The sequence below is a fragment of the Cellulomonas pakistanensis genome, from assembly GCF_016862755.1.
Classification (GTDB): domain Bacteria; phylum Actinomycetota; class Actinomycetes; order Actinomycetales; family Cellulomonadaceae; genus Cellulomonas; species Cellulomonas pakistanensis.
Window position 1 is genome coordinate 16,974 of record NZ_BONO01000002.1, and the last position, 17,608, is coordinate 34,581.

Consider the following 17,608-nt stretch of genomic DNA (forward strand, 5'->3'; position numbering starts at 1 on the left):
CCAGGGCGGTGGCCGCTCGGGCGGCGCCGGGTACGGCGGCGGGCGCTCCGGGTCCGGCGGCCAGGGCGGCGGCTACGGCGGCGGGCGCGCCGGGTCGGGTGGCCCGGGCCAGGGCGGCGGCCGGCCGTCCTCCGGCGGCGGCTACGGCCAGGGTGGCGGGCGCCCCGGCGCGGGTCGCCCCGGCGCGGCATCGGGTCGCCCTGGCGCGTCCTCGTCGGGTCGTCCCGGCGGCGGCTCGTCCGGCCGCGTCGCGGGCGCGTCCCGCCCGGGCGCGTCGCGCTCCGGCACCGGCGGCACGCGCGCACCTCGCGGCGCGGACCTCGGCCGCCCGGGCTCGGCCTGGCCGTCCCGGCCGCCGCAGTCGCGCCGGACGCCCCCGCGCGGCCCGCAGCCGACCGACCTCGACGTGCACGACCCCGAGGGCGTCCGGCTGCAGAAGGTGCTCGCGCAGGCGGGCCTCGGGTCGCGCCGCGCGTGCGAGGAGCTGATCTCGTCCGGTCGCGTGACGGTCGACGAGCAGGTGGTGCTGGAGCTCGGCGTGCGCGTGGACCCGCGTAGCGCGGTCATCCACGTCGACGGCCTGCGGCTGCAGCTCGACAAGGACGTCATCACGTTGGCGCTGAACAAGCCGCTGGGCGTCGTGTCGACCATGCACGACCCCGAGGGCCGCCCGTCGCTCGAGCAGTTCGTGCAGAACCGCGAGGAGCGCCTGTTCCACGTCGGCCGCCTGGACGCCGACTCGGAGGGCCTGCTGCTGCTCACGAACGACGGCGAGCTGGCCAACCGGCTGTCGCACCCGTCGCACGGCGTGACGAAGACCTACCTGGCCACGGTCGACGGCCGCGTCGCGCCCGGCGTCGGCACGCGCCTCAAGAAGGGCGTCGAGCTCGAGGACGGCGTCGTGGCGGTGGACGCGTTCCGCGTCGTCGACGCGACCCCGCAGCAGAGCATGATCGAGATCGTGATCCACGAGGGCCGCAACCGCGTCGTCCGCCGGCTGCTGGAGGAGGTCGGGCACCCCGTGACCCGGCTGCTCCGCACCCAGATCGGCCCGATCAAGCTCGGCGACCTGCGCCCGGGGCGCACCCGCGTGCTGGGGAAGGCGGAGGTCGGCTCGCTGATGACGTCGGTGGGCATGTGAGCACGAACGGCACGGCCGCGGTGGTGACCCGCGGCCCCGTCCGCGTCGTCGGCACGGGCCTGCTGGGCGCGTCGGTCGGCCTCGCGCTCACCGCGCGGGGCGTCGACGTGACGCTGCACGACCCGTCCCGCACGGCGCTCGCGCTCGCGCGCGACGTCGGCGCGGGCCGGCCCGCGGCGGACGGCGACCACGAGCCCGCGCTGGTCGTGGTCGCCGCGCCGCCGGACGTCACGGCCGACGTGGTGCGCGCGGAGCTGGCCGCGCACCCGGGCGCCGTCGTCACGGACGTGGCGAGCGTGAAGGGCTACGTGCTGAACGAGCTGCGGGCCGCGGGCGCGGACCTCGCCCGGTACGTCGGGTCGCACCCGATGGCCGGGCGGGAGCGCTCCGGCCCGGCCGCGGCGGTGCCGGACCTGTTCGTCGGGCGGCCCTGGGTGGTCGTCGACTCGGGGGAGTCCCGGCCGGACGCGCTGCTCGCGGTGCGGGCGCTGGCGACGGACCTCGGCAGCCTGCCGGTGACGATGGACGCCGCGGAGCACGACGCCGCGGTGGCGGTGGTGTCGCACGTGCCGCAGGTCGCCGCCAGCCTGGTGGCCGCCCGGCTGCGCGGCGCCGAGCCGGACGCGCTCGGCCTCGCGGGCCAGGGCCTGCGCGACGTGACCCGCATCGCGTCGTCGGACCCCGCGCTGTGGACCTCGATCCTCGCGGCGAACGCCGCGGCGGTGCGCGGGGTGCTTGCGGGGCTGCGGGACGACCTGGACGAGGTCCTGGGCGCGCTGGACAGCGCCGCCCGGGCGAGCGGGCCGGAGGACGTCGAGCTCGGCGCCCTGGCCCGCGTGGCGCGGCTGATCGCGGACGGCAACGCCGGCGTGGCGCTCGTGCCCGGCAAGCACGGCGGGGCCCCCCGCGCCTACGCCGTCGTGACGGCGCTGGTGCCGGACCGGCCCGGCGAGCTCGCGCGGCTGCTGACGGACGTCGGCGCGGCGGGCGTGAACCTGGAGGATCTGCAGCTCGAGCACGCGGCGGGGCGACCCGTCGGCATGGCGTCGGTGTCCGTCGACCCCGCCCGCTCGGCGCACCTGGAGGCGGAGCTGACGGCCCGCGGTTGGAGGTTGGTCCGGTGACTGCGACTGGCACGCGCCGTTCCGTGGTGGTGGCGATCGACGGGCCCTCGGGCTCGGGGAAGTCGACGGTGTCCCGGCGGGTCGCCGAGCGGCTCGGGCTCGCCTACCTGGACACGGGGGCGATGTACCGCGCCGCGACCTGGTGGGCGCTGCACCGCGGGGTCGACCTCACGGACACCGGCGCGGTCGCCGCGCTGGTCCGGGACATGCCGCTCGTCATGGGCGTCGACCCGCGGGAGCCCGGGGTCCACGTGGACGGGCAGGACATCGGCGAGGCCATCCGCGAGACCGCCATCTCGGCGGCGGTGAGCGCCGTCGCGACCAACCTCGAGGTCCGCGCCGAGCTCGGCCGCCGGCAGCGCGCGGAGATCGCGGCGCAGGAGGCGTCCTCGGCGTTCTCGCAGGGCCGCGGCATCGTCGCGGAGGGCCGGGACATCACGACCGTGATCGCGCCCGACGCCGACGTGCGGTTGCTGCTCACCGCCAGCGAGCAGGCCCGGCTGGCCCGGCGCGCCCGCGAGGTGCACGGCTCCGACGACGCCGCCGCCGTCGAGGCGACCCGGGACCAGGTCGTGCGCCGCGACGCCGACGACTCGACGGTGTCGCAGTTCCTCGTGGCCGCCGACGGCGTGGTGACGATCGACTCCTCGGACCTCGATCTCGAGCAGACCGTGCAGGCGGTGCTCGACGTCGTCGCGCGCACCGCGGACCTGCACGCGTGACCGGCCGGGGCCGCGGGGACGCTCCCGCCACGGCCGTCGCCGGGCGGCCGGTGCCCGGCTGGGCGCGCGCGCTCGGGAAGACGATCGCGCACGGGATCTGGGACGCCCGGGTCGTCGGCGCGGAGCACGCGCCGGCCACGGGCCCGGTGCTGTTCGCGGCCAACCACACGAGCATCGTCGACGGGCCGCTGCTGCAGGGCGTCACCCCGCGGCCGGTGCACATCCTCGTCAAGCACGAGATGTTCGTCGGCCCGCTGGGGGCGCTGCTGCGCGCGGCCCAGCAGATCCCCGTCGACCGGTCGGGCGGGCGCGAGGCGCTCGTCACCGCCCTCGCGGTGCTGCACCGCGGCGACGCGGTCGGCGTGTTCCCCGAGGGCAACCGGGGACGTGGCGACGCGGCGTCCGCGCGCGCCGGGGTGGCGTGGCTGGCCGTCCACGGCGGCGCGCCGGTGGTCCCGGTGGCGATCCTCGGGACCCGGCGCACGGGCGAGTCGGTGGGGCACATCCCGTTCCCGCGACGCCGGCTGCACGTGGAGCTCGGGGCGCCGCTGGACCTGTCGCCGGCGCCGGGGCGGTCCCGGCGCGAGGCGATCGGCGCGGGCACGGAGGCGGTGCGCGTGGCGCTCTCGGCGCTCGTGCGCGACGCCGCGGCCCGCACCGGCGCGGCCCTGCCGACGGACTGACCGCGGGGCGCGGCGGGGCGCGGTTCGTCGCCGGGCGCTCGGTCAGGGAGAATGGTGCCCATGCGTGACAGCGAGCCGGCCCAGCCGACCACCTCCGAGCCCGACGGCGTGGAGCTCGACGACCTCGAGTCCGACGGCGTCGAGGCCGAGCCCTTCGACGGCACCGACGTGACCGCGGAGGCGGAGGACGACGAGGCGCGTGAGCGCGCCCTGCGGGCCGGCCTCGACGACTACGAGCTCGAGGACGAGGACGTCGCCCTGCTCTCGGGCGACGCCGACGACCTCGACGAGGACGGCTCGCACCTGGCGCTGCCGGTGCTCGCCGTCGTCGGGCGCCCGAACGTCGGCAAGTCGACGCTGGTCAACCGCATCCTCGGCCGCCGCGAGGCCGTCGTCGAGGACAAGCCGGGCGTGACCCGCGACCGCGTCTCGTACCCGGCCGAGTGGGCCGGCCGGCGGTTCACGCTGGTCGACACCGGCGGCTGGGAGGTCGACGTCGCCGGCATCGAGGCGCGGGTCGCCGAGCAGGCCGAGGTGGCGATCTCCCTGGCCGACGCCGTGCTGTTCGTCGTGGACGCCACGGTCGGCCCGACGGCCACGGACGAGCGCGTCGTCCGCCTGCTCCGCAAGTCGGGCAAGCCGGTCGTCCTGTGCGCCAACAAGGTGGACGGGCCCCGGGTGGAGGCGGACGCCGCCGAGCTCTGGAGCCTCGGCCTGGGCGAGCCGCACCCCGTCTCGGCCCTGCACGGCCGCGGCACCGGCGACCTGCTGGACGCCGCGGTCGCCGCGCTGCCGACCGTCTCGCAGCACGCCACCGCCCGGCCCGGCGGCCCCCGCCGCGTCGCGCTCGTCGGCCGGCCGAACGTCGGCAAGTCGTCCCTGCTGAACAAGGTGCTCGGCACCGAGCGCGTCGTCGTGGACGACACCGCCGGCACCACCCGCGACCCGGTCGACGAGCTCGTCGAGCTCAAGGGCGTGCCGTGGTGGTTCGTCGACACCGCCGGCATCCGCCGCCGCGTGCACCAGACGTCCGGCGCCGACTTCTACGCGTCCCTGCGCACGCAGGCCGCGATCGAGAAGGCCGAGGTCGCCGTCGTGCTGCTCGACGCGTCCCAGCCGCTCACCGAGCAGGACACGCGCGTCATCCAGCAGGTCATCGACGCGGGCCGCGCGCTGGTCATCGCGTACAACAAGTGGGACCTCATGGACGAGGACCGCCGCCCCTACCTCGAGCGCGAGATCGAGAAGGAGCTCGTCCAGATCCAGTGGGCGCCGCGGGTGAACATCTCCGCGCGCACCGGCTGGCACACGGACCGGCTCGTCCCGGCGCTCACCCGGTCGCTCGAGTCGTGGGACACCCGCGTCCCGACCGGCAAGCTCAACGCGTTCCTCGGCGAGCTCGTCGCGGCGCACCCGCACCCGCTGCGCGGCGGCAAGCAGCCCCGCATCCTGTTCGCGACCCAGGCGTCGACGCGCCCGCCGCGGTTCGTCATCTTCGCGACCGGGTTCCTCGAGGCCGGCTACCGCCGGTTCATCGAGCGCCGCCTGCGCGAGACGTTCGGCTTCGAGGGCTCGCCGATCTCGATCTCCGTCCGGGTGCGGGAGAAGCGCAAGCGGTGACCCGCGGGGCGGAGGTCGAGCGACGGGGCGACCGGACGGCCGCGGCGGAGCGGCACCACGTGCGGCGTCGTTCGCCCGTGCTGGTCCTGGGGCTGCCGCGCGACCCCGCCGGCCCGCGGCACGTCGCGGGGTTCCTCGCGGTCACCGTGCTGACGGTGCTGGTGACCCGCGGCGCGCTCGCGCTGACCGGGTTCCCGCAGCTGGGCGGCGGCGGCCTGCACATCGCGCACGTCCTGTGGGGCGGGCTGCTCATGGCGGTCGCCGTCGTGGGCGTCCTGTCCTGGGCGGGGCCCGTCGTGCGGCCGCTCGCCGCGCTGGTGGGCGGCATCGGGTTCGGCCTGTTCATCGACGAGATCGGCAAGTTCGTCACGTCGGACAACGACTACTTCTACGAGCCGACCGCGTCGCTGATCTACGTCGTGGTCGTCGTGCTCGTCCTGGTGGGCGAGGCCATCCACGGCCGGCGCCGCGACCCGCACGAGACGCTCGCCGCCGCCGCGGACCTGGCTGTCGCGGGCCTGGCGGGCGGCTTCTCGTCGCGCGCCCGGCGGCAGGCGCGGGAGCTGGTCGACGGGGCCGGGGACGTGCGCGGTGCGGCCGAGGTGCGGGCGCTGCTCGACGTGGTCGAGGACGACGCGCGCGAGCTGCCCGACCCGATCAGCGCGGTGTCCCGCGCGGTCGTGACCGCGTCGCGGCGGGTCGCGCGGGTGCGCTGGCTGCCGCGGCTGACCGTCGGCCTGCTCGCCGTGGTCACCGTGTACACGGTCGTGCGCGCGACCGTCCTGGTGGCGACCGGTGCCGACCTGCCGTGGTGGGCGATGGTCGGGCTGCTGGCGAGCGGCGCCGCGTCGCTGGTGTGCTCACTGGTCGGCCTGCGGCTCGTGGGGCGGGACCGGCGGCGCGGGTACGAGTGGTTCCGGCGCGCGGTGCTGGTCAACCTGCTGCTCAGCCAGATCTTCCTGTTCCGGATCGACCAGTGGAGCGCGGTCACGGGGCTCGTCGTCGACCTCGTGCTGCTCGGCGTCGTGGCGGCGGAGCTCGACGTGCTCCGCGGGCGCTCCGGGGCCGACGACCTCGCGCGCGACGCTGCGGAGGACACGGCCCCGGCGCGCTGACGCGGGTCGGCGCAGCCCTCCGGATACGGTAGAGTTTCCGAGGCTCCTGCGGGGGCCGCCGAGGTCCCTCGTCGGGACCATCGGGCTGTGGCGCAGCTTGGTAGCGCACTTGACTGGGGGTCAAGGGGTCGCAGGTTCAAATCCTGTCAGCCCGACGTGGAAGCCCTGGTGGGAGAGCATCCCACCAGGGCTTCGTCGTTCCCGGGTCGCCCGGGTCACTCCAGGACGGCCGTCGCCTCGATCTCCACGACGAACTCCGGCGAGAACAGCGCCTGCACGCCGATGATCGTCAGCGGCGGGACGGGCGAGGGCAGCCCCTCGGACTCCTGCGCCCGGGCGATGCCCGCCAGGACGTCGTCCCACTTCTCCGGGACCCAGTCCACGACGTAGCAGGTCAGCCGCGCGAGGTTCCCGACGTCGCCGCCGGCGCCCCGGACGCCGACGACGATGTTGCGCAGGGCGGCGTGCACCTGGCCGGCGAGGTCGGGTGCGGCCGGTCGGAAGTCCGGGGTGACGCCGGCCTGGCCGGCCAGCAGGACCAACCGGGACCCGGTCGCCACGGCGACGGGGGCGTAGTCGGTCTGCCGGAGCATCCCGTCGGGGTGGGTGAGGCGGACGGTCATCGGGTCTCCCTGTCGGCTCACGGGCTCGGCCCGTCGGCGGACCGTCGTCCCGCGAGGATCGTCGCCCGACCGCGCGGTGCGTGTCCACGGTCCGTCCAGGGTTTACGCCGGCAGCCGCGCGAGCCGCCGCAGCGCGGCCAGCCCGTCCGCCGTCCCGGGCCAGTGCCGGTCCAGCGCCGCCGGCCCGGCGTGCCGGACCACCGACCGCAGGACGAGCACCACGACCACCGCGTCGTCCGCCCACCCGAGCACCGGGATGACGTCCGGCACGAGGTCGAACGGCAGCGCCAGGTAGCCGAGCAGCAGCCACAGCCGCACCCGAGCGCCGCGCGGGGTGGCCCGGTCGGCTGCGAGCCGGCGGACCAGGCGCACGACGTCGGGCAGGAGGCGGACCACCTCGCGCAGGCGGACGGCGTCGGGACGGGTGGCCCACAGCGCGACGACGAGCCCGGCCCAGAGCAGCAGGACGCCAGCCGCCATGCCGACGACCGCCCAGGCCCAGTCCGGCACGTGCCCGCCTCCCGTCGCCGAGCGACTCGGGGGCTCGGACGGGGCCCGACGCTACCGGCCCGGTACGGACGACGGAGGCGCGCCACCGGCGGTTGCCTTAGTGTTCGCTGGGTCTCGCCTGTGCATGCACCAGGCACTCGTCTCCCCGGAAGGTCGTCCTCGTGCGCCTGCAGTCCCTCGCCGTGCCCGCCACCACCCTCGCGATCGCGATGGTCCTGACCGGCTGCTCCGGCGGTGCGGGCGGGTCGGGCGGTGAGGTCAAGGAGCGCAAGGGCTCGGACGCGGCGGCGCCGACCCAGGCGACCGAGACGGGACCGCTCGAGGTCGACTACGAGGTCGAGGCCGTCGACTTCGGCGCCCCGGGCGCGGTCACCGGCCCCGGCACGGCCCTCGCGCTCGGCCAGCCCGCGTGGCTGAACCAGACCGAGACGTACGGGGAGGAGGAGGTCAGCGGTGGCGTGGGCGTCGCCGTGCTCCAGGTGAGCGAGCTCGACGCGTCGCTGTTCGACCAGTTCAGCAACGCCTCGGAGTTCGAGGGCTACACCCCCTACGCGGTGATCACCCAGCACCAGTGGCTGTACGACACCCCCGAGGGCTACGACCCGGCCACCGTGGACCTGTTCCCGCTCGACGCGGCCGGCGCCGACACCGAGTACCTGACGAGCGGCTTCTCGCTGAACTCGCCCGGCGACTCCTGCGGCCTGCTGCTGCCCGAGTACGACGAGGAGGCCCGCGTGCTGGTGTCCTGCTTCGTCGCGCTCGCCAAGGACGGCGCCGTCGTCACGTCCGCCGAGTACAACGGCGAGTCGTACCAGTCGTTCATCGCGTCCTCCGACAACCCCTACTTCCCGTCGCCGGTCGTCTGGAAGTGACCCGGCGGAACGGGTCCGGGGTCGTAGCGTGAGGCCGTGACCCCGGACCCGGCCGCCGCGCCCGCCGCCCTGCTGCTCACCGGCACCGTCGGAGCCGGCAAGAGCACCACCGCCGCGCACGTGGGCGAGCTGCTCGCCGGACGCGGCGTCCCGCACGCGGTCGTCGACCTCGACGAGCTGCGCCGGTCGTGGCCCGCGCCGCCCGGCGACCCGTTCCAGCAGGACCTCGAGCTGGAGAACCTGGCCGCCGTCGCGGCGGTCTACCGGCGGCGGGGCGCGGTGCGGTTCGTGCTCGCGGGGGTGCTGGAGGACGCCGCCTCCCGTGCCGCCTACGCGGCGGCGGTCGGCGTCCCGCTCGTCGTCTGCCGGCTGCGGCTCGCGGTCCCCGCCGTGCGCGACCGCCTGAACGCGCGGCACGCCGGGTACCCGTCGGTGCTGGAGTGGCACCGGCACCGGGCCGGCGAGCTGCACGACATCCTCGAGCGGGCCAGGGTCGAGGACCACGTGGTCGACGTCGCCGGGCTCGCTCCGGCGGCGGTGGCGGCGGCGGTGCTGCGGGCCGTGGGTTGGGACGCGTAGCCGGGCGGCGCGGGCGCGGCTCGGGTCGCCGGCGCGCCGACCCGGCCGGTCCGTGGTCGACTGGCCAGGTCAGCACCCGCCGACCGAGAGGACGCAGCACCGTGGCCGAGTCGATCCACGTCGGGGACCGGGTGTCCTGGAACACCTCGCAGGGCCGCACGCAGGGGAAGGTCGTCGAGCGGAAGACGTCCGACTTCCAGCACGACGGCCAGAAGTTCACCGCGTCCGAGGACGAGCCCGCCTACCTGGTGGAGTCCGAGAAGACCGGGGCCCGCGCGGCGCACAAGGGCTCGGCGCTCCGCCGGCTCGCGTCGGACTGACGCGCGGGCCGGTGCACCCGCGGGCGGCGACGCCCCTGCCCCGGCGACCTGCTCGCGGTGTCAGACGGCGGGGCGGTGCTGGTCCGCGAGGCCGAGCGGCTCGCGGGGAAGGGCTAGCCCCCGTCGAGCGGGCTACCGGCACGTCGGGCGAGGGTTCGGCGGACGCTCTCTCGCCGTGTCGGTTGCACGGTCGGCGCTGAGAGGGACGCGGCGCGCGTCAGCGGCGCAGGCGGCGCTGCTGCGACGCGACGTAGGCCCGCGCCCGACGCTGGCCGCCACGCTCCGCGATCGCCTCCTCCAGGGCGTCGAGCGCGCGCTCCACCGCGCCGGCGTCCGGGTCCCAGCCGCGCCGGCCGCACTCCTCGAGCCACTCGACGACCCCGCGGTGGCCGCGCTCGGCGTTGCACCGGCGGCAGGCGGGCACCTCGTTCTCCAGCCACGACGGCCCGCCCTTGACGCGGGGGACCAGGTGGTCGCGCGTCGGCGGCACGAGCGGTCCGAACGCGCGCCCGCACCACACGCACCGCGCGCCGTCCCGCTCGACGGCGAGGCGCAGCCGCTCGGCGCGGGGCGCCCGGCGCGGGCCGGCGGTGGTCATGCGCCGACGCTACGTCGGCCGGCGCGCCGCGGCGCGGGCGGCAGCGGAGGCAGCGGGGCGTGGTGCGACCCGCGCGTCAGGCTCGGCCGCCCAGCCCCTCGACGATCGCGTGCACGGTCGCGGCGACCAGCGCCCGGTCCGTCGGGGCCGCGTCGAAGCTGCGGTGGATCGGCCACCCCTCGACGAGCACGTCGAGCGCCCGGCACACGTCGTCGGGGAAGTGCCGGGACAGGGTCTCCCGGCTGCGGAGCACCCAGTCCCGGGCCAGCGCCCGGACCGCCGCGTCGTGGTTCGCGTACGCGTACATCTCGAAGATCAGCGTCATCTCGCGGTCGGTCGCGTACGCCGGGCCGCAGATCAGGTCGACGACCGCGGCCTCCGCCTCGTCGCGGCTCCGCGCGTCCGCGAGGGTGCGCCGGTAGGACGCGGACATGCCGTCCGCGAGCCGGGCGAACGCCTCCGCGAGGATCTCGTCGATCCCGGAGAAGTAGTACGTGAGCGACCCGAGGGGCACACCCGCGCGTGCGGCGATCCGCCGGTGCGTCGTGCCGTGCACGCCCTGCTCGGCGACCACGTCGAGGGCCGCGTCCAGGATGCGCTCGCGCCGCCCGGGGTCGTTCGGCACCTCCCGCCGCGTTCCGCTCATGCGCCCATCCTGCCCGGCGGCGCGAACGGGAGTGTGTACGCTCGTACAGACTCGTCAGCCGCCCCACCGAGGAGCCCCTGTGCCCGCCGACCTCCGCGCGCGCCGGAACGCCCTGTTCCTGCTGTTCTTCCTACCCGGCCTCACCATCGCGTCCTGGGTGACCCGCACCCCGGACGTCCGGGACCTGGTGGGCGCGTCGACCGCCGAGATGGGCCTGATCCTGTTCGGCCTGTCCGCGGGGTCGATGGTCGGCATCCTGTCGTCGGGCGCCCTGGTGGCCCGCCGGGGGACCCGCCCCGTGATGCTCGCGGGCACGCTGGCGGTGGCGGCCGGCGCCGCGGTGATCGGCACCGGCGCGGCCCTCGGCTCCGGGCCGGTGGTCGCGCTCGGCCTGGCGCTGTTCGGGCTCGGGATGGGCGGCGGCGAGATCGCGCTCAACGTGGAGGGCGCCGAGGTCGAGCGCGGGCTGGGCCGGTCGACGATGCCCGCCATGCACGGGTGCTTCAGCCTGGGCACGGTCGTCGGCGCGGTCGCCGGCATGGTGCTGACGGCGGTCGAGTTCCCGGTCGTGGCGCACCTGGCGGTCGTCGCGGTCGCCGTGGTGCTGGCGCTGATCCCGACCATCCGCGTCATCCCGTCCGGCGTCGGCCTCCGGACCGCCTCCACCGCCGTGGCTGCCGACGCCGCAGGTGCCGACGTCGTCGCGACCGGCACCGCGCCGACCGGCCCGCGCCGGCCCGTCTGGCGGGACACCCGCCTGCTCCTGATCGGCGGCGTGATCCTGGCGCTCGCGATGGCGGAGGGCACCGCGAACGACTGGCTGCCGCTCGTCATGGTCGACGGCCACGGCTTCGACCCCGCGCTGGGCTCCGCCGTGTACGCCGCGTTCGCCGCCGCGATGACGCTCGGCCGGTTCGTCGGCGGGCGGTTCGTCGACCGCTTCGGGCGCGCGGCCGTGCTCGCGGTGAGCGCCGTGGTCGGCGCGATCGGGCTGGCGCTGGTGATCTTCGTCGACCACCAGGCCGTGGCCGGCGCCGCGGCGATCCTGTGGGGCCTGGGTGCGTCGCTCGGCTTCCCGGTCGCGCTGTCGGCCGCCGGCGACACGGCCGCGCCAGGGGAGGACGCCACCGCGCGGGTGTCCCTCGCCGCGACGATCGGCTACATCGCGTTCCTCGTCGGCCCGCCGGCGCTCGGGTTCCTCGGCGACCACTACGGGCTGCGGCAGGCTCTGGTCCTCGTCCTCGTCCTGGTGGCGGCCGCGGCGTTCCTGACGCCCGCCGCACGGACGCCCGCCCGCGTCGAGCCCGAGCGGGCGGCGCAGCCCGCCTGACCGGGCCGACGCGACAATCACCCGGGCGCGGCGGGCCGGGGGCGCGCCGGACCGCGGGCCCGGCGGCTAGCGTGCCGTGATGACCAGGCCCTTCGTCTCCCGTCCCGCCGCTGCGCTCGTCGTCGGCCTGGCCGTGGCCGGGTGCTCGGCGCCCACCGGTGCGGACGACGAGGCCGTCACGGCCTGGATGGACGAGCGGGCCGCGGAGCCGGCGCCCGACGACCTGCTGGGCACCGCCGCCGCCCGGGTGGGCCCCGAGGACCCCGCGCCCGCGGACTCGTCCGGCGCGGTCGCCCTGCGGTTCGCCGCGGCAGCGCACCTCGACGGCGTCCGGCTGTCCTGCCTGGGCGACGGCGCCCTCGACTTCCACGTGTACGTGACGACCGAGGCGAACGCCGGGATCACGCAGACCGACGTGCTGACGTTCCCGGACGTGCCCTGCGGCGCCGAGGCGCGCGAGAAGGCGCTCGACCTCACCGGGGTCGTCGGGGTGGGCGTGACCGGTGCCGGCGCGGACCGCCGCGGCGCGTGGCACGCGCTGGTGCTGGGCACGCCGGCCTGACCGACCGTCCCTCGCCCGGCGCGGCGGCCGGCGACCCGGGCGGACCCCCGTCGTGGCGGTCGTCGGGGTCGAGCACAGGCCCGGTGCCGGGCAAGCGGGAGGGCGCGCGGCTACGGTGGGCGTCGGGCGCGGACCGGTCCGCGCGACGGCGCCCAGCAGGGGGACGACCATGGCGGAGGGCAGGCGCGTCGCGCTCACGCACTACGCGGGCACGGCGGGGGACCGCACCGTCGACGGCGCGGCTGGCGCGCGCGTGCTGGCCCGGGCGCTCCAGGAGCGGCTCGGCGTGCCGGCCGTGGCGGTCGGGACCGAGCGGCCCCTGCTCGGTGCCGCCTGGGACGCCGAGCTGACCGCCGCACGCGCGGACCTCGAGGCGGTCGCCGAGCGGTACCGCGCCGTGCTCGCCACGGGCGCCGCGCCGGTCGCCGCGATCAACCGCTGCGCGGTCGCGCTCGCCACGCTGCCGGTCGTGGCGCAGGCGCGGCCGGACGCCGTCGTGGTCTGGTTCGACGCGCACGGCGACGTCCACACGCCGGCGACCACCACGTCCGGCTACCTCGGCGGGCTGGCGCTGGCCGGGCCGCTCGGGCTGTGGGCCTCGGGGCTCGGTGCCGGGCTGACCCCGGACCGCGTCGTGCTCGTCGGGGCGCGCGACCTCGACCCGCCGGAGCGCGCGCTCGTCGACGGGACGGCGCTGACGATGGTGCCGCCGGGTCCCGCTGTCGCCGAGGAGCTGGCCGCCGTCGTCGCCGGCCGACCCGTCTACGTCCACCTCGACGCCGACGCCCTCGAGCCCGGGATCGTCCCGACGGAGTATCACGTGCCCGGCGGGCTCTCGCTCGACGACCTGCGACGGTGCTGCGCGGAGCTGGCGCGCAGCGAGGTCGTCGGCGTCGAGGTGGGGGAGGTCGAGTCCCGGACCGGGGACGAGGACCTCACGCCGCTCCTCGACGCCCTGGGCCCGGTGCTGGACGCTACTGGCCGCGCCGGGCCCGGTTGACGCACGGCACCGCCGCACCGACCGCCTGCGAAGCCGTGCCTGCGCGACCACGGAGCCCGTCCGCCTGCGTGGCGCCGGCGTGGCTACGGGATCTCCGGGTGCTCCGCGAGGTAGACCTCCGCGGCGGCGACCGCTGCCCGCTGGTGGGCGAGGCGCGCCTCGAGCTCGTCGCGGAACACAGCCAGCACCGGTGCCTGCGCCGCCGCCCGGGCGTCGGCCATCCTCGGGACGAAGTCGACGGCTGTCTTGCACCGGACGTCCGCGACGGCCATCGCCACGCTGTCCCGGTCCCACCGGCTCGTCGACGCACCGGCCACGGCGTAGCCGCTGTCCCCGCCCGCCGGCTCCAGGTCGTGCTCAGCGAGGCACGCGGTCCAGTCCGCGACCGCCGCCCGGCTCGCCTCGGACGCGGCCGCCGCGTCGGACGCGTCCCTGAGCGCGGCGGCCAGCTCGTAGCTCCCGTCGACCTCCGGGCTCATCGCCTGCACGGCCGGCGACGCGTTGCACCCGTCCCACACCGCCGAGGGGACGTCCGGGGCGACCGCGCCCGCGCTGCGACCGCCCTGGGGCGGCACCGCGTAGCCGTACTCCTCCGCCTCCGCGAGGTCCCACACGCCGAACGTCCGGTCGCTGTGCGGGTCGCCGGGGACGGCGGTCTCCCACCGGAGCGGCTTCCCGACCTCGGCCTCGGCGCAGCGCTTCATCTCCCACGACCGAGCGAGGAACGTCGTCGACCACTCCTCGGCGGTGAGGTCGTACCGGGCCAGGGGGAACGTGATCGTCCCCGCCACCGGGTCCACCTGCGCGTGCAGGTCCGCCTCGGCGGGCGTCGGCGCGGGTGACGGCGTGCCGGCGGGCTGAAGGTCCTGCGGCGCGGCGTCGAGCGCCTGGACCCCGGACCAGGCGCCGGTGACGGCGATCGCCGTCATCGCGAGCACCGCGCCCCCGCGGACCAGGCGGCGGCGCCGGCCCGCCCGCACCACGGTGGCCAGGTCGACGGACATGGCGGGGGCCTCGGCATCCGCGCGTGCCCGGAGGACGCGGGCGAAGTCGTCGTCGTGCGGGTTCATCGGTCGCTCCCGTGCCGGGCGTCGCCCGCGTCGGTCTGGTCGAGGGAGAGGGCTGTCCGCAGCGCCGCCATGGCGCGGGACGCCGTCGACTTCACGGTCCCGGCGCTGACGCCGAGGTCCGCGGCGACCTCCGCCTCGGACAGGTCGAGGAAGTGACGCAGGACGACGACCCGGCGCTGTCGAGGCGTGAGCGTCGCGAGCGCTCGGACGAGCTGGTCGCGGTCGCCGGTCCGGTCCGCGGACGACCGGGCGTGCAGCGGCGTGCTGTCGGGCGAGACGTCCTCGGGAGGGACCAGGACCTCGCGCCGACGTCGACGCCAGTGGTCGACGCGCAGGTTCGCGAGCACGCGGCGGGTGTAGCCGAGCGGGTCGCGCTGCCGCACATGGCCCCACCGGCTGTAAGTGCGGACGAGCGCCTGCTGCACGAGCTCCTCGGCCTGGTGCCGGTCTCCGCACAGCAGCCACGCGGTGCGGAGCAGCTCGGCCTGGTGGTGCCGGACGCATTCGGTGAACTGGCCGTCGCGGTCGACGGCGACGGGCGCGACCTCGTCCGCGGCGCCCCCGGGGGACTGCCGCGTCCGCTGGTGGGCGCTCGGCGGCCTCGAACCTCTCGCGCAGGAAGTCCACCCCGTCCGCGCTGCTCATCGTGGTCACACCGGAGAAGACGCAGCGGCGCGTGGATCGGTTGCGTCAGCGGGCCTGCCGGTTCAGGACGCGATCCGCGCGCCCCCGTCGCCGGCGCCCGCCAGCGCCGGCTCGCCCGGGCCGCGGACCTCCGCCCACACCTCGTCCAGCGACAGCCCCAGGGCGTCCGCGACCGCCGCGATCGTCGGGAACGCCGGGGTGGCCACCCGGCCGGACTCGATCTTCCGCAGCGTCTCGGGAGACACCCCGGCGTCCAGCGCGACCGCCAGCACGGTGCGCTCGCCCCGCGCGCGCCGGAGCAGCGCGCCGAGCCGCCGACCGCGGTCGACGTCGTCGGGGGTGAGAGGGAGCCTGACCATGTCCGGGATTCTAGTACCGGGATAGTATGACCGGGATAGTTATCGGACGGGCGCTGGAAGGCCGCACCATGATCGAGATCCTCAACCCCACCGAGCTGGCGCGCGCCCGCGAGACCGGCGCCCTGGTCGCCGACATCCTCCGCACGATGCAGGCTCGGGCCACGGTGGGCACCAACCTGCTCGACGTCGACGCCTGGACGAAGGGGATGATCGCCGACGCCGGCGCCGAGTCCTGCTACGTCGACTACGCGCCGTCGTTCGGGCGCGGCCCGTTCGGGCACTACATCTGCACCTCGGTCAACGACGCGGTGCTGCACGGCAAGCCGCACGACTACGTCCTCGCCGACGGCGACCTGCTGACGCTGGACCTGGCGGTGTCGCTCGGCGGGGTCGTCGCCGACTCGGCCGTGAGCTTCGTGGTGGGGACGACGCAGCCCGCCGAGAGCCTCGCGCTGATCGACGCCACCGAGCGCGCGCTCGCCGCCGGGATCGAGGCCGCCGGGCCCGGCGCACGCATCGGCGACCTGTCGCACGCGATCGGGACCGTCCTCACCGGCGCCGGGTACACGGTGAACACCGAGTTCGGCGGGCACGGCGTCGGCTCCACGATGCACCAGGACCCGCACATCGCGAACGCCGGCCGGCCCGGCCGCGGGTACACGCTCCGCCCCGGGCTGCTGCTCGCGATCGAGCCGTGGGTGATGGCCGACACCGACGAGCTCGTCACGGATGCGGACGGCTGGACGCTGCGCAGCGCGACCGGCGCCCGGACGGCGCACAGCGAGCACACCGTCGCGATCACCGAGGACGGCGTCGAGGTGCTGACGCTGCGCTGAGCCGGCACCGCCCCGGACACGCCGAGGCCCGGCCGTCGATCGCGACGGCCGGGCCTCGACGTGCGGGTGACGTCAGGCGGCGTGGGTCGGGTAGTCCGTGTACCCCTCGGCGCCGGCGGCGTAGAACGTCGCCGGATTCGGCGCGTTCTCGCCCAGGTCCCGCGCCCAGCGCGCGACCAGGTCCGGGTTCGCGATCGCGGCGCGGCCGACGGCGGCGAGGTCGACGACGCCCTCCTCGACCAGGCCGACGGCCTCGTCGCGGGTCGTGTTCACGGCGAAGCCGGAGTTGCCGATCAGCGGCGCGCCGACGCGGCGGCGGATGCCCTGGACGAGCTCGCCGCGCAGGTCCCGGTGCAGCACGTCGACGAACGCGAGGCCGAGCGGCGCCAGGCCGTCCGCGAGCGCCGCGTACGTCGCCGCGGTGACCTCGGGGTCGGTCTCCACGGCGCCCTGGATGTCGTGCTGCGGGGACAGCCGGATGCCCGTGCGGTCGGCGCCGATCTCCGCGGCGACCGCGGTGACGACCTCGACGGCGAGCCGCGCCCGGCCCTCGGGGGTCACGCCGTAGGCGTCGGTGCGCAGGTTGCTGGCGGGGGAGAGGAACTGGTGCAGCAGGTAGCCGTTGGCTCCGTGCACCTCGACGGCGTCGAGCCCGGCGTCGACCGCGCGCCGCGCGGCGGCCGCGAAACCCCGGACGACCTCGGCGATCTCGTCGGCCTCGAGCGCGTGCGGGACGGGGTGCTCCGCCTTGCCGGACGGCGTGCGGATCTCGCCCGGGGCGGCGACGGCGCTGGCCGAGACGACCCGCACGCCGGTGATCTCGGGGTGCGCGATGCGCCCGCCGTGCATGATCTGCATCGCGATGCGGCCGCCGGCGGCGTGCACGGCGTCGGCGACGCGCGCCCAGCCCGCGGCCTGCTCGTCGGTCTCGATGCCGGGCTGTCCGGTCCAGGTGCGGCCCTCGAGGACCGGGTAGGTGCCCTCGGTGAGGATGAGGCCCATGCCGGCGCGCTGCCGGTAGTGCTCGACGAGCAGGTCGCCGGGAACACCGTGCTCGCCGGCGCGCAGCCGGGTGAGCGGGGCCATCACGACGCGGTTGGCGAGCGGGACGCCGCCGAGGGTGGTGGGGTCGAAGATCTTCACGCAGGTCCCAGCGCTCCGTGGGCCATGCGGATTCCGTGACGCGCGCCACGCGGCAGGCCGGCCGTCGGCCGAGACCGGCACTCCACGCGCCGACTCGGCACCTCGAGCTG

21 protein-coding genes and 1 tRNA gene are annotated in these 17,608 nt (G+C 76.6%); 14 read left to right on the forward strand and 8 right to left on the reverse strand.

Annotation, left to right across the window (positions count from 1 at the left end; translation table 11 throughout):
• Positions 1-406 precede the first annotated feature (406 nt).
• From Cpa01nite_RS01380 to Cpa01nite_RS01410, 7 genes are all read left to right on the forward strand, one after another.
• Entirely contained in the window at positions 407-1,141 is a 735-nt protein-coding gene (locus Cpa01nite_RS01380) for a pseudouridine synthase (protein WP_308439335.1), read from the forward strand.
• Positions 1,138-2,265, forward strand: coding sequence for a prephenate dehydrogenase (locus tag Cpa01nite_RS01385; RefSeq protein ID WP_239068439.1), 1,128 nt, complete (start codon positions 1,138-1,140; stop codon positions 2,263-2,265). Before Cpa01nite_RS01380 ends, Cpa01nite_RS01385 begins: the two co-directional genes overlap by 4 nt.
• Positions 2,262-2,987, forward strand: a complete 726-nt coding sequence (cmk, locus tag Cpa01nite_RS01390) for a (d)CMP kinase (RefSeq protein ID WP_239068440.1) — start codon at positions 2,262-2,264, stop codon at positions 2,985-2,987. The genes Cpa01nite_RS01385 and cmk overlap by 4 nt, the downstream gene beginning before the upstream one ends.
• Positions 2,984-3,670 (forward strand): lysophospholipid acyltransferase family protein, encoded by a 687-nt coding sequence (locus Cpa01nite_RS01395; RefSeq protein WP_203666950.1) that lies wholly within the window; start codon positions 2,984-2,986, stop codon positions 3,668-3,670. Before cmk ends, Cpa01nite_RS01395 begins: the two co-directional genes overlap by 4 nt.
• A gap of 60 nt (positions 3,671-3,730) precedes the next feature.
• Positions 3,731-5,290: a ribosome biogenesis GTPase Der gene (gene der, locus Cpa01nite_RS01400; RefSeq protein WP_203666951.1), complete on the forward strand. Its 1,560-nt coding sequence runs from the start codon at positions 3,731-3,733 to the stop codon at positions 5,288-5,290.
• Positions 5,287-6,405 (forward strand): hypothetical protein, encoded by a 1,119-nt coding sequence (locus Cpa01nite_RS01405; RefSeq protein WP_239068441.1) that lies wholly within the window; start codon positions 5,287-5,289, stop codon positions 6,403-6,405. The genes der and Cpa01nite_RS01405 overlap by 4 nt, the downstream gene beginning before the upstream one ends.
• A gap of 81 nt (positions 6,406-6,486) precedes the next feature.
• Positions 6,487-6,560 (forward strand) — tRNA-Pro (locus tag Cpa01nite_RS01410).
• Between the two features lie 60 nt (positions 6,561-6,620).
• On the opposite strand, the gene Cpa01nite_RS01415 is transcribed toward Cpa01nite_RS01410, so the two are convergent.
• Together Cpa01nite_RS01415 and Cpa01nite_RS01420 are read right to left on the reverse strand one after the other, a co-directional pair.
• A complete protein-coding gene (locus Cpa01nite_RS01415; protein WP_203666952.1) occupies positions 6,621-7,028 on the reverse strand; it encodes a RidA family protein in 408 nt (135 codons plus the stop codon).
• 102 nt (positions 7,029-7,130) lie between these two features.
• Positions 7,131-7,508, reverse strand: coding sequence for a YkvA family protein (locus Cpa01nite_RS01420; protein WP_203666953.1), 378 nt, complete (start codon positions 7,506-7,508; stop codon positions 7,131-7,133).
• Between the two features lie 191 nt (positions 7,509-7,699).
• Here Cpa01nite_RS01420 and Cpa01nite_RS01425 point away from each other — a divergent pair, with 191 nt between their 5' ends.
• The 3 genes from Cpa01nite_RS01425 to Cpa01nite_RS01435 all read left to right on the forward strand — a co-directional run bounded on the left by Cpa01nite_RS01425 (position 7,700) and on the right by Cpa01nite_RS01435 (position 9,309).
• Complete coding sequence (locus Cpa01nite_RS01425; protein ID WP_203666954.1) at positions 7,700-8,410, forward strand: hypothetical protein; 711 nt, start codon at positions 7,700-7,702, stop codon at positions 8,408-8,410.
• A gap of 36 nt (positions 8,411-8,446) precedes the next feature.
• Positions 8,447-8,989, forward strand: coding sequence for a zeta toxin family protein (locus tag Cpa01nite_RS01430; protein WP_203666955.1), 543 nt, complete (start codon positions 8,447-8,449; stop codon positions 8,987-8,989).
• Between the two features lie 101 nt (positions 8,990-9,090).
• The gene (locus Cpa01nite_RS01435; protein ID WP_203666956.1) at positions 9,091-9,309 is read left to right on the forward strand and encodes a hypervirulence associated TUDOR domain-containing protein; all 219 of its coding nucleotides are present in this window, start codon (positions 9,091-9,093) and stop codon (positions 9,307-9,309) included.
• Positions 9,310-9,526: 217 nt separating this feature from the next.
• Here Cpa01nite_RS01435 and Cpa01nite_RS01440 read toward each other — a convergent pair whose 3' ends face one another.
• On the reverse strand, positions 9,527-9,907 hold the full coding sequence (locus Cpa01nite_RS01440; protein WP_203666957.1) for an HNH endonuclease: 381 nt from the start codon (positions 9,905-9,907) through the stop codon (positions 9,527-9,529).
• 76 nt (positions 9,908-9,983) lie between these two features.
• Positions 9,984-10,553, reverse strand: a complete 570-nt coding sequence (locus tag Cpa01nite_RS01445) for a TetR/AcrR family transcriptional regulator (protein WP_203666958.1) — start codon at positions 10,551-10,553, stop codon at positions 9,984-9,986.
• Between the two features lie 79 nt (positions 10,554-10,632).
• Between Cpa01nite_RS01445 and Cpa01nite_RS01450 the strand changes: the two genes are divergently transcribed.
• From Cpa01nite_RS01450 to Cpa01nite_RS01460, 3 genes are all read left to right on the forward strand, one after another.
• On the forward strand, positions 10,633-11,883 hold the full coding sequence (locus Cpa01nite_RS01450; protein WP_239068442.1) for an MFS transporter: 1,251 nt from the start codon (positions 10,633-10,635) through the stop codon (positions 11,881-11,883).
• A gap of 79 nt (positions 11,884-11,962) precedes the next feature.
• Entirely contained in the window at positions 11,963-12,445 is a 483-nt protein-coding gene (locus tag Cpa01nite_RS01455) for a hypothetical protein (protein ID WP_203666960.1), read from the forward strand.
• Between the two features lie 169 nt (positions 12,446-12,614).
• On the forward strand, positions 12,615-13,445 hold the full coding sequence (locus Cpa01nite_RS01460) for an arginase family protein (protein WP_203666961.1): 831 nt from the start codon (positions 12,615-12,617) through the stop codon (positions 13,443-13,445).
• Between the two features lie 83 nt (positions 13,446-13,528).
• On the opposite strand, the gene Cpa01nite_RS01465 is transcribed toward Cpa01nite_RS01460, so the two are convergent.
• The 3 genes from Cpa01nite_RS01465 to Cpa01nite_RS01475 form a co-directional block, all read right to left on the reverse strand.
• A complete protein-coding gene (locus Cpa01nite_RS01465) occupies positions 13,529-14,515 on the reverse strand; it encodes a hypothetical protein (RefSeq protein WP_203666962.1) in 987 nt (328 codons plus the stop codon).
• Positions 14,512-14,994, reverse strand: coding sequence for a SigE family RNA polymerase sigma factor (locus Cpa01nite_RS01470; protein WP_203667152.1), 483 nt, complete (start codon positions 14,992-14,994; stop codon positions 14,512-14,514). The genes Cpa01nite_RS01465 and Cpa01nite_RS01470 overlap by 4 nt, the downstream gene beginning before the upstream one ends.
• A 228-nt stretch (positions 14,995-15,222) precedes the next feature.
• A complete protein-coding gene (locus Cpa01nite_RS01475) occupies positions 15,223-15,519 on the reverse strand; it encodes a helix-turn-helix domain-containing protein (protein ID WP_203666963.1) in 297 nt (98 codons plus the stop codon).
• Positions 15,520-15,587: 68 nt separating this feature from the next.
• On the opposite strand from Cpa01nite_RS01475, the gene map reads away from it, so the two are divergent.
• Positions 15,588-16,355 (forward strand): type I methionyl aminopeptidase, encoded by a 768-nt coding sequence (map, locus tag Cpa01nite_RS01480; protein ID WP_203666964.1) that lies wholly within the window; start codon positions 15,588-15,590, stop codon positions 16,353-16,355.
• A gap of 72 nt (positions 16,356-16,427) precedes the next feature.
• Here the strand turns inward: map and Cpa01nite_RS01485 are convergent, their stop codons facing one another.
• Positions 16,428-17,498: an alkene reductase gene (locus Cpa01nite_RS01485; RefSeq protein ID WP_203666965.1), complete on the reverse strand. Its 1,071-nt coding sequence runs from the start codon at positions 17,496-17,498 to the stop codon at positions 16,428-16,430.
• Between the last annotated feature and the right edge of the window lie 110 nt (positions 17,499-17,608).